Here is a 17,031-nt window from a genome sequence, read left to right on the forward strand (position 1 = left end):
ACGAACCCACCCTGCGGTGTCGGGTCCGGTCCGGGTGCGGTCTACCATCGTCTGTAGTAGAAGCCCGCGTGACCGCTGCCCGAGGAGTTAATTGCGTGAGCATTAGCGAGCGCCGGCATGTCAGTGGCGCCCCCCACCGGATCCGATCCACGTTCCTGGCGTACGTGGCGCTGACAAAGCCGCGCGTCATCGAATTGTTGCTGGTGACGACGATTCCGGCGATGTTGCTGGCCGATCGGGGCACCGTCGATCCACTGCTCATTCTGAACACGCTGATCGGCGGCATGATGGCCGCCGCGGGCGCCAACACGCTGAACTGCGTGGCCGACGCCGATATCGACAAGGTGATGAAGCGGACCGCGCTGCGGCCGCTGGCCCGGGCCTCGGTGCCCACCCGGAATGCGCTGATCTTCGGCCTGGTGCTGACGGTCGGCTCGTTCGCCTGGCTGTGGTGGACCACCAATCTGCTGTCCGGGTTGCTGGCCGTGGCGACGATCGCGTTCTACGTCTTCGTCTACACCCTGCTGCTCAAACGCCGCACGTCGCAGAACGTGGTGTGGGGCGGGGCGGCCGGCTGTATGCCGGTGATGATCGGCTGGTCCGCGGTGACCGGCACGATCCAGTGGCCGGCGCTGGTGATGTTCCTGATCATCTTCTTCTGGACGCCGCCGCACACCTGGGCGCTGGCCATGCGCTACAAGGAAGACTACAAAGCCGCCGGCGTACCGATGCTGCCCGTGGTGGCCACCGAACGCCAGGTCACCCGGCAGATCCTGATCTACACCTGGGCGACCGTGCTGGCCACGCTCGCGCTGGTGCTGGCCACCGGCTGGCTGTACGCGGTGGTCGCCGTGCTGGCCGGCGCCTGGTTCCTGGTGATGGCCCATCAGCTGTACTCGGGCGTGAAGAAGGGCCGGCCGGTGAAGCCGCTGCGGCTGTTCCTGCAGTCCAACAACTACCTCGCCGTGGTGTTCTGCGCGCTGGCCGTCGACTCGGCGCTGGCCTTGCCGCAACTGTTCTAGCCACCCCGTTAGGGTGCGGGGATGCCCATCCCCGTGAGTCCCGACAACTTCGCCCGCGCCGAATCCGACCTGTACTTCGGCGGCATCGTGGCCGACGGCGGTTTCGGAGCGCTGAACCACTTCCGTGAACTCAGCCCCATCGACAATCAACTGGTGATCCGGCAGAACCGGGACACGCTGTACTCGCCCGGGGTGTTCGACCTGGACGCCGGGCCGGTGACAATCGCCCTGCCCGACGGCGCCGGCCGCTTCGTGTCGGCGCAGATCGTCAACGAGGATCACTACACCGTCGAGGTCGCCTACGCCCCGGCCACGCTGATGCTGACCCGCGAGAGCGTCGGCACCCGCTACGTGATGGCCGCCATCCGGGTCCTGGTCGACCCGAACGACCCGGCCGATCTGACGGCGGTGCACGCCCTGCAGGACGCGATCACGGTGACCCAGCCCGGTGGTCCCGGCAGCTTCGAGGTGCCGGACTGGGATCTGGCCGGCCAGAAGGTGGTGCGCGACGCGCTGATCACCCTGTCGGCGACGCTGGCGGACACCAAGAACACCTTCGGCGCGCGGGACGAGGTCGACCCGGTGCGGCACCTGATCGGTTCGGCGTTCGCCTGGGGTGGCAACCCGGAACGCGATGCGCTGTACCTGACCGTGGTGCCCGAGGCCAACGACGGCACCACCGTGCACCGGCTGGTGGTCGGCGACGTCCCGGTGGACGGGTTCTGGTCCGTCACGGTCTACAACAAGGACGGCTACTTCGAGCCGAACCCGCAGGGCGCCTACTCGCTGAACAACATCACCGCAGTCAAGGACCCGGACGGCAGCACGGTGATCCAGTTCGGCGGCTCCGGCGCGGCGAACCTGCTGCCCATCACCGAGGGCTGGAACTATCTGGTACGGCTGTACCGGCCGCGTCCAGAGATCCTGGACGGCTCCTGGACCTTCCCGGCGGCCCGGCCGGTCTAGGGCGAAACACGGCCGAAACCGCTCGGGCACCTGCCGGTAGCGGGGCCTACCTACGGTTTTCCAATGCGGAAGACCCTGACACACCCGGCCGTGCAGATCGGCCTCGCGGCCATCGGCGGGATCCTGTTCGGCCTGGCCGTGGGCGAGTGGGCGGCCAATCTGAAGTTCGTCGGGGACATGTTCATCCGGTTGATCCAGATGTCGATCGTGCCGTTGGTGATGGCCTCGGTGATCGTGGCGACCGGATCGATGACCGGTTCGGGCACCGGCCGGATCGCCACCCGCACCTTCGGGTGGATGCTCGGATTCTCGGTCGTCGCCGCGCTGCTGGCCTGGGTGCTCAGCGCGGCGATCAAGCCCGGGGCGGGCATCGAGTTCAGCGGGCCGGTCGATGCCGGCCTGCAGGAATCGGCCCAGCAGGCGCTGGGCTGGCAGGAGACCCTGCTGAACTTCGTGTCCACCAACATCTTTGCCGCGATGTCGACCGCCACGATGGTGCCGATCATCATCTTCTCGCTGCTCTTCGGCATCGCGCTGCGGCTGCACATCACCCGCACCGGTGATCCCCGGGTGCTCGACTTCATCGACCAGATCCAGCAGATCGTGCTCACCATGATCCGGTTGGTCATGTACATCGCGCCGGTCGGGGTGTTCTGTCTGCTGGCGGCGCTGGCCGGGGATGTCGGCTTCGCGGTGGTGACCACCGCGCTGAAGTACCTGGGCGCCAACCTGATCGGCGTGTTGATCCTGTTCGTGTTGTTCGTCGCCGTGGTCACGGCCAGGACCCGGCTCAATCCGCTGCTGCTGCCGGGCAAGCTGACCGAGCAGACCGCCATCGCCGTCACGACGACGAGTTCGGCGGTGACGTTCCCGACGGTGCTGCGCAACACCGTCGAGAAGGTCGGCGTCAGCCAGAAGGTCGCCAATTTCACGCTGTCCGTGGGGCTGACGATGGGCTCCTACGGCGCGGTCCTCAACTACATGATCGTGGTGATGTTCCTCGCGCAGGCCGGCGACATCGAACTGAGTCTCGGCCAGATCGTCCTCGGCATGGGGCTGGCGATCCTGCTCAACATGGGCACCATCACCGTCCCGGGCGGATTCCCGGTGGTCGCGATGTTCCTCGCCACCTCCCTCGGGCTGCCGTTCGAGGCCGTCGGGCTGCTCATCGCGGTGGACTGGTTCGCCGGGATCTTCCGTACCTTCCTCAACGTCAACGGCGACACCTTCGTGGCGATGCTGGTGGCCGACGCCGACGACGAGATCGACCGCGATGTCTACAACGGCACCAAGACGGTGACGGCCGACGAGATCGACCTCGACGAATACCAGGTCGCGATGGCCCGCGCGGATTCGGCCGACTGACCCGGCCGGTTTCGGGAGAAGCATCGCTACCATGCGTTATGACCTTGGGGTGGGTGCTCCGGGCCCTGGCGGGCCTCGTCGTGATGTTGGCCGTCGTCTGCTCGGCCGCATGCTCGGGAGGCTCCACCCCCGGGGCTCCCGACACGGCTGAGCGGTACCAGACCGGCGGCGGCGCGGGATCGGGTCCGATGCCGCCGGAGATGCCGATGACGGGACCGGTCCCGCCGGACGCCCCTAAAGCACCGCCCGCCGTGCAGCGCGACGTGATCAAGACGGCAAGCGTCACCGTGACCGCCGAGAACCCGACCTCGGCGGCCGACCGCGCCGCGGACCTGGCCACCGACGCGGGTGGACGGGTCGACAGCCGCACCGAATACGGCGGTTCGGTGCTCGACCGGGCGCGCATCACCCTGACCCTGCGGGTGCCGGCCGACAAGCTCGACGGCGTCATCGACGGGCTGAAGGAACTCGGCACCGTCGATGCGCTGGACATGCGGGTCGAGGACGTCACCAGTACGCGGGTCGACCTGGACGCGCGCATCAAGGCCCTGCAGACCTCGGTGGACCGCCTGCTCGCGATCATGCGTGACGCCCAGGATCCGAGCGCGCTGATCGAAGCCGAGAGCGCGCTGTCGCAGCGTCAGGCCGACCTGGACAGCCTGCGCGCGCAGCGCGCCGCGCTGGGGGAGCAGATCTCCTACAGCACCGTCACCGTCGAACTGATCGCGCCGGTCGTCGGTGGCCCGGCCCCCGAGCGGTACCAGGGCTTTCTCGGGCAGCTGGAACGCGGCTGGGATGCCTTGGTGGACGCCGGATCCAACCTGGTGCTGCTGTTCGGCCTGTTGCTGCCCTGGATGGGTGCGGCGGTGCTCGCGCTGGCCCTGCTGTTCGGGCTGTACCGATTGGTGCGCGCGCGTCGTCGAGGGTAGGCCGCTACGGCACCAGCACCACCGAGCCGACCGTCCGGCGGCCCTCCAGGTCGGTGTGCGCACGTTGGGCCTCGGCGAGCGGGTAACGCTCACTGACCGTGATGGTGATCGACCCGTCGGCAATCGCGTTTATCAGTTCGCCTGCCCGCCAGGAGAATTCATCGGCGGTGCTGGTGTAGTGGCCGAGGTTGGGCCGGGTGAGGAACACCGACCCGGCGGCGTTGAGGCGCTGCGGGTCCACCGGAGGCACCGGGCCGCTCGCGGCGCCGAACAGGGCCAGCGTGCCGCGGACCTTGAGGCTGGCCAGGCTGGCGTCGAAGGTGGAGGCGCCCACGCCGTCGTACACCGCGGCGACCCCGCCGTTGCTCAACCGCTTGACCGTCGCCCCGAATTCCTCGGCGTCCTGCGGGTATTCCAGCACCTCGACCGCACCGGCCTGCCGGGACAGCTCGGCCTTCTCGGGTGTCGAGGCGGTGGTGATCACCTTGGTACCCAGGCTGGTGGCCCACTGGGTGAGGATCAGCCCGACCCCGCCGGCGCCGGCATGCACCAGGATGGTGTCGGTGGGTTGCACCGGGTACGTCGACTTCAGCAGGTAGTGCGCCGTCATGCCCTTGAGCAGTGCCGAGGCGACCGCGTCGGGGGCCACTCCCTCGGGCACATAGGCCACGAAGTCCGCAGGCGCGACGCAGAAATCGGCGTAGGCGCCGACCGCATTGGCGGTGACCACCCGATCGCCGACGGCCAGCGCGGCGACCTCGTCACCGACGGCGGCGATCGTGCCGCACACCTCGGTGCCCACCACGAACGGAACCTCCCGCGGGTACAGACCCGAGCGGAAGTAGGTGTCGATGAAGTTGACGCCGATCGCGTCGGCCTTGATCAGCACCTGGCCGGGGCCGGGGGCGGGCACATCCTTCTCCACGTAGGTGAGGACTTCGGGTCCGCCGGTGCGGGCGACTTCGATGGCATGCATGTCCCTATCATCCATGTGTGAAGCTGGCCCGTCCCGATCTGTTCCATCCGCGCATCGTGTTCGCCAGTTGCGCGGCCCTTCCGGAGGGGGACAGCGACGATGACGGGCTGGTCGCGGCCATGCGCGCCCGCGGGCTGCAGGTGCAGTGGAAGTCCTGGGACGATCCGGCCACGCTGCGGGCGGATCTGGTGGTGCTGCGGGCGACCTGGGACTACAGCGAACGCCTCGACGAGTTCCTGGCCTGGACGCGGACGGTGCGCAACCTGCTGAATCCACCCGACCTGGTGGCCTGGAGTGCCGACAAGCACTATCTGCTCGACCTCGCCGAGGACGGCCTGCCGATCGTGCCGACCCGGTACTTCCCGGTCGGCGCCCCGGTCCGGATTCCGGCGGGTGAAGTGGTGGTCAAACCCGCCGTCGGCGCCGGGTCCGTCGGTGCGCAACGGTTCGTCGATGCCGGGGCGGCGAGGGCGCACGCCGCGGCGCTGCACGGCGGCGGCCGCGCCGTGCTGGTGCAGCCGTACGACCCGCGCATCGCGTCCGGCGAGACCGCGCTGGTGTTCCTCAACGGCGAGCCGTCGCACGCGTTCACCAAGGGCCCCATTCTGCCGCCGGCCGGGGCGAAACCCGAGTTCGAGGAGACCGGCACCTTCGCCGCGGAGAAACTGGGCGCCGCCGACCCCGACGACGAAATCTGGGAGGTCGGCCGTGCCGCGGTGGCCGCCGCGACGAGCCGCTTCGAGATCCCCGCCGGGGATCTGCTCTACGCCCGGGTCGATGTCATCGGCGGTGCCGAGGACCCGCGGCTTCTGGAGCTGGAACTCATCGAGCCGTCCCTGGGGTTCCGGCAGCTGACCGCGGCCGAGAAGCGCCGGGCCGAACGGGATTACGCGCGCGGCGTCGAGGCGGCACTGGAGCGGCTCGGGCTCGGGCCGCTCTCGCACCGCAATCCTTAGGGCCGGCTCAGGCCTCGATACGGACGCCGGTGTGCACGTCGAAACGGTGGGCGTCGCGGGCGGACAACCCGACCGTGGCGCCCGGGGTGATGGCGTTCAGCGCCGCCGCTTCGACGACGCTGGTCAGTTGCTGATCGGCGGCGCGGACGGTGATGATGGCCCGCGGTCCGAGCAGTTCGACCAGCTCGACGGTGGCGGCGGCGCCGGAGGCCGGGGTCAGGATCAGGTCGTCGGCGCGCACCCCGACGGTCACCGACGACGCGTCCGGCCCACCCACCGTCATCCGCAGCCCGGACTCGGTCCGCAACTCACCCGCGACCACCGCCCCGTCGATCAGGTTCATCTTCGGGCTGCCGACGAAGGTGGCGACGAATGTGTCGGCCGGGCGCCGGTAGACCTCCTCCGGCGGACCGGCCTGGGCGATGCGGCCGTCGCGCATCACCACGATCCGGTCCGACAGGGTCATCGCCTCTTCCTGATCGTGGGTCACGTAGAGCGAGGTGATGCCGAGTTTGCGCTGCAGGCGCAGCAGTTCGGTGCGCGTCTCCACCCGCAGTTTGGCGTCCAGATTGCTCAGCGGTTCGTCGAACAGGAAGACCGCGGGCTCGCGGATGATGGCGCGGCCGATCGCGACGCGCTGCTGCTGGCCACCGGACAGATCCTTGGGTTTGCGGTCCATCAGCTTGCCCAGGCCGAGTGACTCGCCGATCTCGTCGGCGCGCTTGTGCGCGTCGGCCCGGCTGAGTTTCTTGGCCCGCAACGGGAAGGCGATGTTCTCGCGCACCGTGAGGTGGGGGTAGAGCGCGTAGTTCTGGAACACCATGGCGATGTCGCGGTCCTTGGGCTCCAGTGCGGTGACGTCGCGGTCACCGATGTGGATGCTGCCGGAGGTGACCTCCTCCAGTCCGGCCAGCATGCGCAGTGACGTGGTCTTACCGCACCCGGACGGGCCGACCAGCACCGTCATGCTGCCGTCGGTCAATTCCAGGTCGAGTTCGGAGACCACGGTCGTCGTCCCGTAGGACTTTTCGACCTTGGAGAATTTCACCGATGCCATAACTGAGTCCTCGCTTGTCTAGTACTTGACCGCGCCGCCGCTGATCCCTTGGACCAGGCGTCGCTGGATGAAGAAGCTGGCGATCACCACCGGGATGATCGCGATCATGATCGCCGCGCTCATGGTGCCGATCTGCACACCGCGGAAGGTGTTGAAGTTGGCGATGGCCACGGGCAGGATCGCGGCATTCCCCGGGGCCAGGATCAATCCGTAGAACAGGTCGTTCCAGGACAGCGTGAAGCCGAAGATGCCGGCCGCACCGATGCCCGGATACACCTGGGGCAGCACCACCATCCGGAACGCCTGCCAGCGGGTGAGCCCGTCCACCCGGGCCTGTTCCTCCAGGGAGGCGGGCACCGCTTCGAAGAAGCCGATCAGGAACCAGGTGACCAGCGGCAGCACGAAGGACAGGTGCGCGAAGATCACCGGCACGATGGTGTCGGTCATGCGCAGTGCGTGGGCCATGGTGAGGAACGGGAACACCATCACCGCCGGCGGCACCACCTGGGCGGCCAGCATGCCGAACCGGGTCAGCGACCCGCCGGCGCGGTACTTGGCGATCACGTAGGCGCCCATGCTGCCGACCACCAGGCTGATGATCACCGTGACGATGCCGACCAGTGCGCTGCGGCCCGCGGCGGCGAACACCCCGGAGTCCAGCACGTTGCGCCAGTTCTCCATGCTGGGGGAGAAGAACAGCAGGAACGGTTCCGACATCTGTTCCGGCGTCTTGAAGCTGGCCAGGGCCACCCAGACGATGGGGAAGAGCACGAAGACGAAGGCGGCGGTGAGCACGGCGAGGCGCAGCGTCTCGAGCCCGCGGCCCGGGCGGGTGACGAAGGCGGGCAGGCTCATCAGGCGGTCCTTTCCGCATTCCGGCTGCGCTCCATGGCGCGGAACGCGATGACGATCACGACCAGGACCACCGCGAGCACCACGAAGGCCATGGCGCTGGCCTGCGCGAGCCGGAAGAACTGGATGCCTTCGAGGTACATGTAGTACTGCAGGGTCTGGGTTTCGGTGCCCGGCCCACCGCGGGTGGTGGCGTAGACGTACTCGAACACCCGCAGGGCGTCCAGCCCGCGCAGCACCACCGCCACGGTGAGCACCGGGGCGAGCATCGGGATGAGCACCCGGCGCAGCCGGTAGACCGGGCCGGCGCCGTCGACCCGGGCCGCCTCCATCGGCGACTTGGGCAGCGACTCCAGACCGGCGAGGATCAGCAGCACCATGAACGGAGTCCACTGCCACACGTCGATGAACGCGAGTGTCAGCAGCGCCCGGCCGGCGCCGAAGAAGTCATAGTCGGCACCCACCGCGTGCAGCAGGGCGGGCACCGCGCCGATCTGGTCGTTGAGCAGGAACCGGAAGATCAACCCCACCGCGATCGGCGTGATGAACATCGGCGCGAGCACGATCGCCCGGGACAGATCCTTGGCCCAGCGCTGCTGGTGCAGCGCCAGCGCCAGGGCGAATCCGAGGACCAGTTCCAGGGTCACCGCGATCACCACGTAGGTGGCGGTGGTGGCGAACGCCTCCCAGAACCCCGGGTTCGACAGCGCGTTGACGAAGTTCCCCGCGCCGACGAAGTCGGGCTGTTTGCGATCGGTCAGTTTGTAATCGGTCAGCGAGAGATACGCCGCGTAGCAGAGCGGGAATCCGACGGCGACCGCGAAAAGGGCGAGCAACGGCGCGAGCATGCCGTACTTGAACTTCATCGTTGGCGCCCCCGCGGTCCCGGTGATGTGGCTGTGGCCGCCGGATTCCCTACTGTCACTGCTGGATCCGCTCCACAGCGGCCTGCGCGTCGCGCAGCGCGTCGGCAACGCTCTTGTTGCCGGCGGCGGCGTCGTTGAGTTCGGTGCCGACCGCCTGGATCATCTCCTCGCCACCCTGGCCCTCGGTCAGCGGTGCGGCGTCGGCCAGGATCTCACCGACGGTCTTGTAGTAGTCGGCGCCGTAGCCGTCGGCGAGCACCTTCGGATCGGTCAGCGAGCTCTGCCGGATCACCGCACCACCGTCGGCGACCCGCAGTGCGTCGACCTCGGGCGAGGTCACCCAGGAGGCGAAGGCCCACGCGGCGTCGGCGGCACCGGAGTTGGCCGGGATGGCCCAGCTCCACGAACCCAGAGCCGACTTGCCACCGGGAATCGGCGCCAGGGCGAACTGGCCGGCGCGCTCGCCGGACGCACCCTCGGGATCGTTGAGGGCAGGCAGGTTCCAGTTGTAGCCGATCATCGACGCCGACTTACCGCTGGAGACCGAACGGAAGGCCTCGTCGAAGCCCCACGACAGGCTGTTGGCCGGCGCGGCGGTCTTGTAGGTCTCGATGTACGCCTCCAGGGCGCGGGCGGCCTCCGGCGTGTCCAGGGTGGGCTTGCCGTCCTCGTCGTAGATGGAACCACCGGCGGCGAACAACCAGTTGGCCCATTCCTCGAAGATCTTGTAGCCGCGCTGGGGCTGCATCGCGATGCCGGCCCGGTCCGCGGTCTTGAGCCGCTGCGAGGTCGACACCAGCGCGTCCAGATCGCTGGGCGCGGCCAGGCCGGCCGCGGTGAGGTCGGCGGTGTTGTAGATGTAGCCCAGGGCGTAGTTGTAGAACGGCACCCCGTAGGTGGTGCCGCCGACCTCGGTGATGTCGGTCAGCGACGCGAAGAAGTCCTCGGGCTCATACCCGGTGGTCGAGGCGATCCGGTCGTTCAGCGGCTCCAGGAAGCCGGCCTCGGCGAAGTCGTCCATCCACGGGTTGTCCACCACGATCAGGTCATACGCCGCCGTGGACGCCTGGAACGAGGACACCAGACGATCGCGCATCTGATCGAAGGTCATGGTCTCGATCTTGACGTCGATGTCGGGGTACTTCTGGTTGAACTGTCCGACAAGGCCTTTGACGATGTCGGTATCGGGCACGTTCTCCATCAACACCCGCACGGTGGCGTTGGTGTCGGTGGGGACGTCGCCGATACCGGAGGACGTCTGCTCACCGGAGCCACCGGAGCCGGCGCAGCCGGACAGGGTCAGGCCGGCGGCGGCGACGATCGCAGGCAACCAACGGGTTGCTTTCGACCGACCCGCGGGCCGGCTCAACATCGGAATTTTCATACGTGCTCACTTTCCCTGGGGGTGGGGTGGGGTGAATCGTTCACGAACCGACGGGAGGTCAGTCCATGTAGGCGCCGCCGTTGACCGACAGCGCCTCTCCGGTGATGAAGCGGGCATCTTCGGACACCAGGAATGCCACGGCGCGCGCGACATCGTCGGGGGTCTGCAGGCGGCCCAGCGGGGTGGCGTCGATCCAGGACTGCTGCACCCCCTCGGGGGTGGAGCCGCTGAGCTTCGCCTCCCATTCCAGTTCCCGGGTCTGCATCGGCGTCGCGACGAACCCGGGGCACACGCTGTTGACCGTAATACCGTGTGCGGCAAGCTCGAAGGCCATCGCCTGGGTGAGGCCCAGAACACCGAACTTGGACGCCACATAGTCGGTCAGGAACGGCACCCGGCCCTGTTTGGCGGCCATGGACGCGGTGTTGACGATGGTGCCGCGGACCCCGGTGCGAATCATCGCGCGGGCGGCGGCCTGACCACACAGGAACACACCCTTGAGGTTGATGTCCAGGCTTCGGTCGAGCTGCTCGACGGTGACGTCGACGAAGCTCGCCATCGCCGAGATTCCGGCGTTGCTGACCCAGGCGTGCAGCCCGGTGCGATCGGCGACCTCATCGGCGAGCCGGGTCGCGCCTTCGGCGTCGGTGACGTCGAGCCGCGCGGATTCGTGGCCGACGCCGGTGAGTCCGGCGCGGGTCTGCTCGGCGGCGTCGGCGTCGATGTCGGAAACCACCACCCGCCAGCCCCGTTCGGCCAGCGTGGTGGCGATGGCACGGCCGATGCCTGATCCCGCGCCGGTGACGACGACCGTCTCGGTGGAGGGGGTGTTCGGGGAGGTCATGACCGGGCCTTTCGGGCGATGCGATGGGAGATGGGGGTGAGCACATCGCCGAGTTCACGCCACTGGGCGTAGGACTCGGCGTAACGCTCGACGTTTCTGGGGTCGGGCAGGACGGGTTCACCGACGGTCTGGAAACGCTCGGTGCTGTCCCAGCCGTCGAGCAGGCCGGTGCCGACGGCGGCGATCACCGCGGCGCCCAGCGAGGCGCCGGGGTGTCCCACGATCGGGGAGAGCGGGGTGCCGAGCACGTCGGCGAGGATCTGTTTCCACAGCACCGAACGGCTGCCGCCGTTGGTGACCAGCGCCCGGCGCAGCGGCACGCCCATCGAGGCGAACACCTCGGTGTGATGCTTGAAACCGTAGGCGATGGCCTCCAGTACCGACCGGTACATGTCGGCCCGGGTGTGCACCAGATCCAGCCCGACGAACGCGCCCCGCAGGTCGGGGTCGTGCAGGGGGCTCTTCTCGCCGAGAAAATAGGGCAGGCAGAGGATTTCGGCCGGGCGGCGGGTCTCGGACTCGTCGTCGAGGGCCACCAGGTCGTGGCCGCCGGACAGGGTCTGGAACCAGCGGATCAGGCTGCCGCTGGTGGCCATGCAGCCGTTGGGCAGCCAGCGGCCCGGCACCGGATGCGCGTCCAGGTACAGGCGGGCGTCGATCACCGGGCTGTCGGCGGCGGCCAGGATGTCCCCGGCTCCGCCGAGTTTCACCAGCCAGTCGCCCTCGGCGTTGATCCCGGCCGCATACGCCGACAGCACGTGATCGGCGCCGCCCACGATCAGCGGCAGTCCGGCGGGCAGGCCGGTGATCGCCGCGGCCGCGGCACTGAGCTCGCCGGCCTGGGTGCCCGGTGCCAGTACCGGGGGCACCAACTCGGGTGCCAACCCGGCGGCGGCGTACATCGGCTCGAAGCGCTGCCCGTCCACGGTGCCCAGCCCGGACTCCAGCGCCCAGTTCAGCTCGACATGCGCGGGTGCGCCCAGCGCCATCAGCACCCAGTCGTAGGAGCCGACCAGATGGGATGTGGCGCTCCAGGTTTCGGGTTCATGGCGTTGTAGCCACAGGGCGGTCGGGCCGACCGACTGCTGAGTGACCGCGGAACCGGTGGCGGCCAGCACGGCGTCGGCGTCGAGAGCGTTCTTGAGTTCGGTGATCTCCGCGGTGGCACGCGCATCGTTCTGCAGCATGGCGCGGCGCACCGGGGCGCCGGTGGTGTCCACCGGGACGACGGCCGGGACCATGCCGGTGGTCGAGAGCGCGGCGATCTGGTCGGGTGCGACGCCGGACTCGGCCAGCACAGCGCGGATTCCGGAGTACACGTTGTCCAGCCACTGGGCGGGATCGGCCTCGGCCTGGCCCGGTCCCTCGGAGAACAGCTGAGCCTCCCCGGTGGCCTGGGCGACGATGCGTGCGCGGGCGATGTCGACGAGCACGGTCTTGGTGCCCGTGGTGCCGATGTCGATGCCGATCGTGAACTCCGCCATGCCGTCCTTTCTGCGATCTCGGCGTGGAACGGGTGCGTACCTCGCCGTAGTTCAACCACACTAACCGATGGTGTTAGATTCTCACATCTTATGTGGGATAGTCACGCTAACTCACGGAAAGCTGTATGGTGACTGTGATTTAGTAACAGTCGTCGATCGAGTACATCGAAGAACGAAAGCGGAGAGGTACCCCATGACCAACTGGCTTGACGAAGTTTTCGCCGTGCAGAAGCCCGTGATCGCGATGCTGCACCTGTCGGCGCTGCCGGGCGATCCGGGGTTCGACTCCGCCGCGGGTATCCGCGCGGTCGTCGATCGGGCCCGCGGCGAACTGGCCGCCCTGCAGGAGGGTGGCGTGGACGGGGTGATGATCTCCAACGAGTTCAGCCTGCCCTACCTCACCAAGACCGAGCCCATCACCGCGATCACCATGGCCCGGATCATCGGTGAGTTGCTCCCCGACTTCTCGGTTCCCTACGGCGTGAACGTGCTGTGGGACGGTCGGGCGTCGATCGACCTCGCCGTCGCCACCGGCGCGAAGTGGGTTCGCGAGATCTTCACCGGCGTGTACGCCAGCGACTTCGGCCTGTGGGACACCAACGTCGGTGAGGTCGCCAGGCACCGCCATCGCATCGGCGGCAGCGGGGTCAAGTTGCTGTTCAACATCGTCCCGGAGTCGGCCGTTTACCTGGCCGCCCGCGATCTCGCCTCCATCGCCTCCACCACGGTGTTCGCCACCAAGCCCGACGGCATCTGTGTGTCCGGGCTGACCGCCGGCGCGCCCACGGACGCGCAGGCGCTGCGGGTTGTCAAGGACAACGCCGGCTCGGTGCCCGTGTTCGTCAACACGGGTGTGCGGGCGCACAATGCGGCCGAGCAGCTGTCGGTGGCCGACGGTGCCATCGTGGGCACCTACTTCAAGGAAGACGGCGTGTTCGAGAATCGTGCGGTGGCCTCGCGGGCCGCCGAATTGATGGACGCCGTCAAGGAATTCCGCAAGACACTCTGAGTCGGAAGCGCTGTGAGTCGGAAGGCACTGTGAACGAGACGCTACGCCGTCTGGCGGTCGAGGCGGCCCTGGCCGGCGCGGCGGTGTGCCTGCGGCACTGGGGTGAGCAGGTGCACGTCAGCACCAAGAGCGCGGACGGCGACGTGGTGACTGCGGTGGATCGGGCCGCCGAGCAGGCGGTGCGCACCGTGCTGCTGTCGGCCAGGCCGCAGGACGGTGTGCTCGGCGAGGAGTTGGCCGAGCACACCGGCACCGGCGCGGTGCAGTGGGTGGTCGACCCGTTGGACGGCACGACCAACTACACCCGCCGGCTCCCGCACTTCGCCACCTCGGTCGCGGCGCGGTCGAGGACCGACGGCAGCTGGCTGGCCGGCGCGGTGTGCGCACCGGTGCTCGGCAACACCTGGAGCGCCGCGAAAGACCATGGTGCGCACGTCGACTCGGGCTCAGGCCCGCAGCGGCTGCCGCTGATGATGATCGAATCCTCGGCGCGGCTGGTGGGCACCGGCCTTTCCTATGACGCGGCACACCGGCGCAGGCAACTCGGCGAACTGCCCGCCCTGCTGGCCGATTACACCGATATGCGCCGCTTCGGCGCGGCGGCCGTGGATCTGTGTCTGGTCGCCCAGGGCAGCCTGGATGCGTTCACCGAGGACGATCTCGCGGTGCACGACTGGGCGGCCGGAGCGCTCATCGCCGAGGAGGCGGGCGCGACGGTGGTCCGGCCGGGGGAGCACGGTCGCGAGATGTCAGCGCGTCGGCGCTGACCGGTCGGCGTTCACACACACCACCGACACCCCGGCCTCGCGCATCGACTCGACCGCCGGGTGTGTCGACGGCCCGTCGGTGACCAGAATCGAGATGGCCGACACCGGAGCGACATTGATCAGTTGCACGCGCCCCAGCTTGGTGGCGTCTGCGGCCACGATCACCCGGTCGGCGGCCCGCATGGCGGCCTGCTTCACATTGCCTTCCTCGCGGTGGTACTCCGAGGCGCCGCGTTTCCCGTCGACGCCGGCAATGCCCATCACATAGGTGTCGCAGTTGTACCGCAGATAGAAGTCCTCCGCCTCGGCGCCGATCAGGCTGAGCTCGCCGGGGCGGATCTTCCCGCCGGTCAACAGGATGGTGGTGTCGGGTTCGTCGGCGAGTTCGATGGCCACCAGCACGCTCGGCGTGATGACCGTCAGTCCCAGATTGCGGCCCTTGAGGGCCCGCGCGACCGCCAATACGGTGCTGCCGCTGTCCAGGATCACGGTCTCGCGCGGGGTCAGCAGGTCGGCCACCGCCCGGGCGATGTGCAGCTTCTCGTCCGCGGCATCGGCGGCGCGGGCGGCGAAGGACGGTTCGGTGGACTTGCCCCCGAATGCGATGGCGCCACCGAGTACGCGACGGGCGATGCCCTGTTCCTCCAACCGCTCGATGTCGCGGCGGATGGTCATCTCGGAGACATTGAACTCCTCGGCCAGGTTGGCGAAGTCCACCTCGCGGTCGGTGTGGATCCGCGCGGCGATCGCCGTCCGCCGGGTGTTGGCGTTCATGCCGGGTGCCATGCGGCAAGCCTAGTCAATATGTGAGTGGCTCACACCAGTCACACCACATGTCGCGGGATTGTGATCAGTGCACAGATTCGTGGGCGGGTTCGCGTACGACGCGCTCGCGCATGGACGCCCACAGCGCCGCGGTGGCCGCGGTGCACGCACCGGCGCCCGCCACGTGCAGCGCGACCAAGGCCTCCGGGACGCCGGTGAAGAACTGCACCGCACCGAGCGTGCCCTGGGCGGCGACCAACACCACCACCACGCCGAGGCGGGTCAGCACCGGGCGCGGCGCGGCCACGGCCAGCAGCGCGAAGCCGAGCGCCACCAGCAGCGACAGGTAGCCGATCAGCAGCGACGAGTGCATGTGCACCAGGGTGGTGATCTCCACCTCGAGGCGGGGGACCGGCCGGTCCAGGCTCTTGTCGCCGGCGTGCGGGCCGGCGCCGGTGACCATGGTGCCGGTGACCAGCACCGCCGACAGCGCGACGGCGCTCAGGGCGGTCAACTGGCGCAACGGTGTGGGCACCACCGCCTCCGGCACGCCGTCGTCGGGCTCGCCGATCTTGACGTAGAGCAGCACCGCCAGCCACACCATCGCCATCGACACCAGCAGGTGGATCGCGACGGTCCACCAGAGCAGGCCGGTCAGCACCGTGATTCCGCCGATGATCGCCTGGGCGACCGTCGAGGCCGGCATCAGCCAGGCGTAGCGCAGCACCTCGGGACGGCGTCGGGCGCGGGTGACCGCGATGACGGCCGCCGCCGCGGTCAGCACGACCAGGAAGGTCAGCATCCGGTTGCCGAACTCGACGGCCTGATGGATGCCGGCGACCTCGGGGTGCGGCACCGGGGTGAAGCTGCCCGGGAAGCACTGCGGCCAGGTGGGGCAGCCGAGTCCGGAGGCGGTGACACGCACGATGGCGCCGGTGACGGCTATGCCACCCTGGGTGAGGATCACACAGGCGGCGATGATGCGCTGGGTGCGCAGGCTGGGCATGGGCAACGTGTCGACAAGTCGCAGGAAGAGTCGTCCGACAGCCACGATCCCGATCGTAGAGGAGTGCGAACTACGTCCCGTAGTAGGGCCGGTGTCAGCACCAGATGGCCAGGTGCTGACCGCGTTCGTTGACCTGCGGCGGGTCCGGGAGGCTGAACGCCGCGCCGGTGGCGATGCGATGCGCGCTCCAGGCCGCCGCGGCCGCGTCCAGCACATCGTCGGCGGGGACGGCGGCCACCGCGTGGCCCAGATCCTCGGGCAGATCGATCCCGTGCCCGGCCAGGACGCGCAGTCGGGCGCGCTGCCCGCGCCAACTCTTCTTCCTGCCGTCGGAGGTCTGCAGGCCCATCTCGCGGAACGACAGTTCGGGATGCACCTCGCGCATCAGTCGCGGGGACTGCGTGTGCACCTGTTCGGCCTCCAGGAACTTCGCGCGTAACCCCCAGGTCTGAATGCTGATGCCGACCCCGGTGAGGGTCCGCGCGATCGCGGTGGCCGACGCATGGTCGTCCGCAGCGAAGACCGGACGCGGTGGCATCACGAACAGGCTCGACGACCGGGCCCCGAGACGGCGTTTGGCCTCCCGGTCGCTCGCGCGCACCGCGGTGTCCAGCAGGCCCAGTGGGATGTCCACCCCGGCGACGACGGCGTCGGGCACCGCGTCGAGCAGGCCGCGCAGAGTCACATGTGTATGCGCGGCGGCGAACCGCCCGTCGCGTAGTTCGACGCCGACCCAGCCGCCCTTGCAGCCGTCGACGCCGAGCACGGTGCTCATCGCGCCGC

General features: G+C 68.8%; 17 protein-coding genes. 7 read left to right on the plus strand and 10 right to left on the minus strand.

Going from position 1 to position 17,031, the window contains the following annotated elements; all coding sequences use genetic code 11:
* Nucleotides 1–95: 95 nt before the first annotated feature.
* From K0O62_RS13560 to K0O62_RS13575, 4 genes are all read left to right on the plus strand, one after another.
* A complete protein-coding gene (locus tag K0O62_RS13560) occupies nucleotides 96–1,022 on the plus strand; it encodes a heme o synthase (RefSeq protein WP_073854714.1) in 927 nt (308 codons plus the stop codon).
* Nucleotides 1,023–1,055: 33 nt separating this feature from the next.
* Nucleotides 1,056–1,988: a DUF1254 domain-containing protein gene (locus K0O62_RS13565; RefSeq protein WP_073855289.1), complete on the plus strand. Its 933-nt coding sequence runs from the start codon at nucleotides 1,056–1,058 to the stop codon at nucleotides 1,986–1,988.
* A gap of 63 nt (nucleotides 1,989–2,051) precedes the next feature.
* On the plus strand, nucleotides 2,052–3,353 hold the full coding sequence (locus K0O62_RS13570) for a dicarboxylate/amino acid:cation symporter (RefSeq protein WP_073854716.1): 1,302 nt from the start codon (nucleotides 2,052–2,054) through the stop codon (nucleotides 3,351–3,353).
* Nucleotides 3,354–3,391: 38 nt separating this feature from the next.
* A complete protein-coding gene (locus tag K0O62_RS13575; protein ID WP_079244533.1) occupies nucleotides 3,392–4,282 on the plus strand; it encodes a DUF4349 domain-containing protein in 891 nt (296 codons plus the stop codon).
* A 4-nt stretch (nucleotides 4,283–4,286) separates the two neighbouring features.
* Here the strand turns inward: K0O62_RS13575 and K0O62_RS13580 are convergent, their stop codons facing one another.
* On the minus strand, nucleotides 4,287–5,258 hold the full coding sequence (locus K0O62_RS13580; RefSeq protein WP_073855291.1) for a quinone oxidoreductase family protein: 972 nt from the start codon (nucleotides 5,256–5,258) through the stop codon (nucleotides 4,287–4,289).
* Nucleotides 5,259–5,275: 17 nt separating this feature from the next.
* On the opposite strand from K0O62_RS13580, the gene K0O62_RS13585 reads away from it, so the two are divergent.
* On the plus strand, nucleotides 5,276–6,214 hold the full coding sequence (locus tag K0O62_RS13585; protein WP_073854718.1) for an ATP-grasp domain-containing protein: 939 nt from the start codon (nucleotides 5,276–5,278) through the stop codon (nucleotides 6,212–6,214).
* A gap of 7 nt (nucleotides 6,215–6,221) precedes the next feature.
* On the opposite strand, the gene K0O62_RS13590 is transcribed toward K0O62_RS13585, so the two are convergent.
* The 6 genes from K0O62_RS13590 to K0O62_RS13615 are packed head-to-tail and all read right to left on the minus strand — an operon-like array spanning nucleotide 6,222 to nucleotide 12,701.
* Nucleotides 6,222–7,271, minus strand: coding sequence for an ABC transporter ATP-binding protein (locus tag K0O62_RS13590; RefSeq protein WP_073854720.1), 1,050 nt, complete (start codon nucleotides 7,269–7,271; stop codon nucleotides 6,222–6,224).
* Nucleotides 7,272–7,289: 18 nt separating this feature from the next.
* On the minus strand, nucleotides 7,290–8,126 hold the full coding sequence (locus K0O62_RS13595) for a carbohydrate ABC transporter permease (protein ID WP_073854722.1): 837 nt from the start codon (nucleotides 8,124–8,126) through the stop codon (nucleotides 7,290–7,292).
* Entirely contained in the window at nucleotides 8,126–8,989 is an 864-nt protein-coding gene (locus tag K0O62_RS13600) for a carbohydrate ABC transporter permease (RefSeq protein ID WP_073854724.1), read from the minus strand. The genes K0O62_RS13595 and K0O62_RS13600 overlap by 1 nt, the downstream gene beginning before the upstream one ends.
* 55 nt (nucleotides 8,990–9,044) lie before the next feature.
* Nucleotides 9,045–10,373, minus strand: a complete 1,329-nt coding sequence (locus K0O62_RS13605; protein WP_073854726.1) for an ABC transporter substrate-binding protein — start codon at nucleotides 10,371–10,373, stop codon at nucleotides 9,045–9,047.
* A 58-nt stretch (nucleotides 10,374–10,431) separates the two neighbouring features.
* On the minus strand, nucleotides 10,432–11,217 hold the full coding sequence (locus K0O62_RS13610) for an SDR family NAD(P)-dependent oxidoreductase (RefSeq protein ID WP_073854728.1): 786 nt from the start codon (nucleotides 11,215–11,217) through the stop codon (nucleotides 10,432–10,434).
* Nucleotides 11,214–12,701 (minus strand): FGGY-family carbohydrate kinase, encoded by a 1,488-nt coding sequence (locus K0O62_RS13615; RefSeq protein ID WP_073854730.1) that lies wholly within the window; start codon nucleotides 12,699–12,701, stop codon nucleotides 11,214–11,216. Before K0O62_RS13615 ends, K0O62_RS13610 begins: the two co-directional genes overlap by 4 nt.
* Nucleotides 12,702–12,894: 193 nt before the next feature.
* On the opposite strand from K0O62_RS13615, the gene K0O62_RS13620 reads away from it, so the two are divergent.
* Nucleotides 12,895–13,710, plus strand: a complete 816-nt coding sequence (locus K0O62_RS13620) for a BtpA/SgcQ family protein (protein WP_073854732.1) — start codon at nucleotides 12,895–12,897, stop codon at nucleotides 13,708–13,710.
* A gap of 29 nt (nucleotides 13,711–13,739) precedes the next feature.
* Nucleotides 13,740–14,477 (plus strand): inositol monophosphatase family protein, encoded by a 738-nt coding sequence (locus K0O62_RS13625; protein ID WP_073854734.1) that lies wholly within the window; start codon nucleotides 13,740–13,742, stop codon nucleotides 14,475–14,477.
* On the opposite strand, the gene K0O62_RS13630 is transcribed toward K0O62_RS13625, so the two are convergent.
* From K0O62_RS13630 to K0O62_RS13640, 3 genes are all read right to left on the minus strand, one after another.
* The gene (locus K0O62_RS13630) at nucleotides 14,460–15,263 is read right to left on the minus strand and encodes a DeoR/GlpR family DNA-binding transcription regulator (RefSeq protein ID WP_073854736.1); all 804 of its coding nucleotides are present in this window, start codon (nucleotides 15,261–15,263) and stop codon (nucleotides 14,460–14,462) included. The genes K0O62_RS13625 and K0O62_RS13630 overlap by 18 nt on opposite strands.
* Nucleotides 15,264–15,327: 64 nt before the next feature.
* Complete coding sequence (locus K0O62_RS13635) at nucleotides 15,328–16,293, minus strand: COX15/CtaA family protein (protein WP_073854738.1); 966 nt, start codon at nucleotides 16,291–16,293, stop codon at nucleotides 15,328–15,330.
* A 49-nt stretch (nucleotides 16,294–16,342) separates the two neighbouring features.
* Nucleotides 16,343–17,023: a DUF429 domain-containing protein gene (locus K0O62_RS13640; protein WP_073854740.1), complete on the minus strand. Its 681-nt coding sequence runs from the start codon at nucleotides 17,021–17,023 to the stop codon at nucleotides 16,343–16,345.
* Nucleotides 17,024–17,031: the final 8 nt, after the last annotated feature.

Source organism: Mycolicibacterium diernhoferi, from assembly GCF_019456655.1.
Lineage (GTDB): Bacteria > Actinomycetota > Actinomycetes > Mycobacteriales > Mycobacteriaceae > Mycobacterium > Mycobacterium diernhoferi.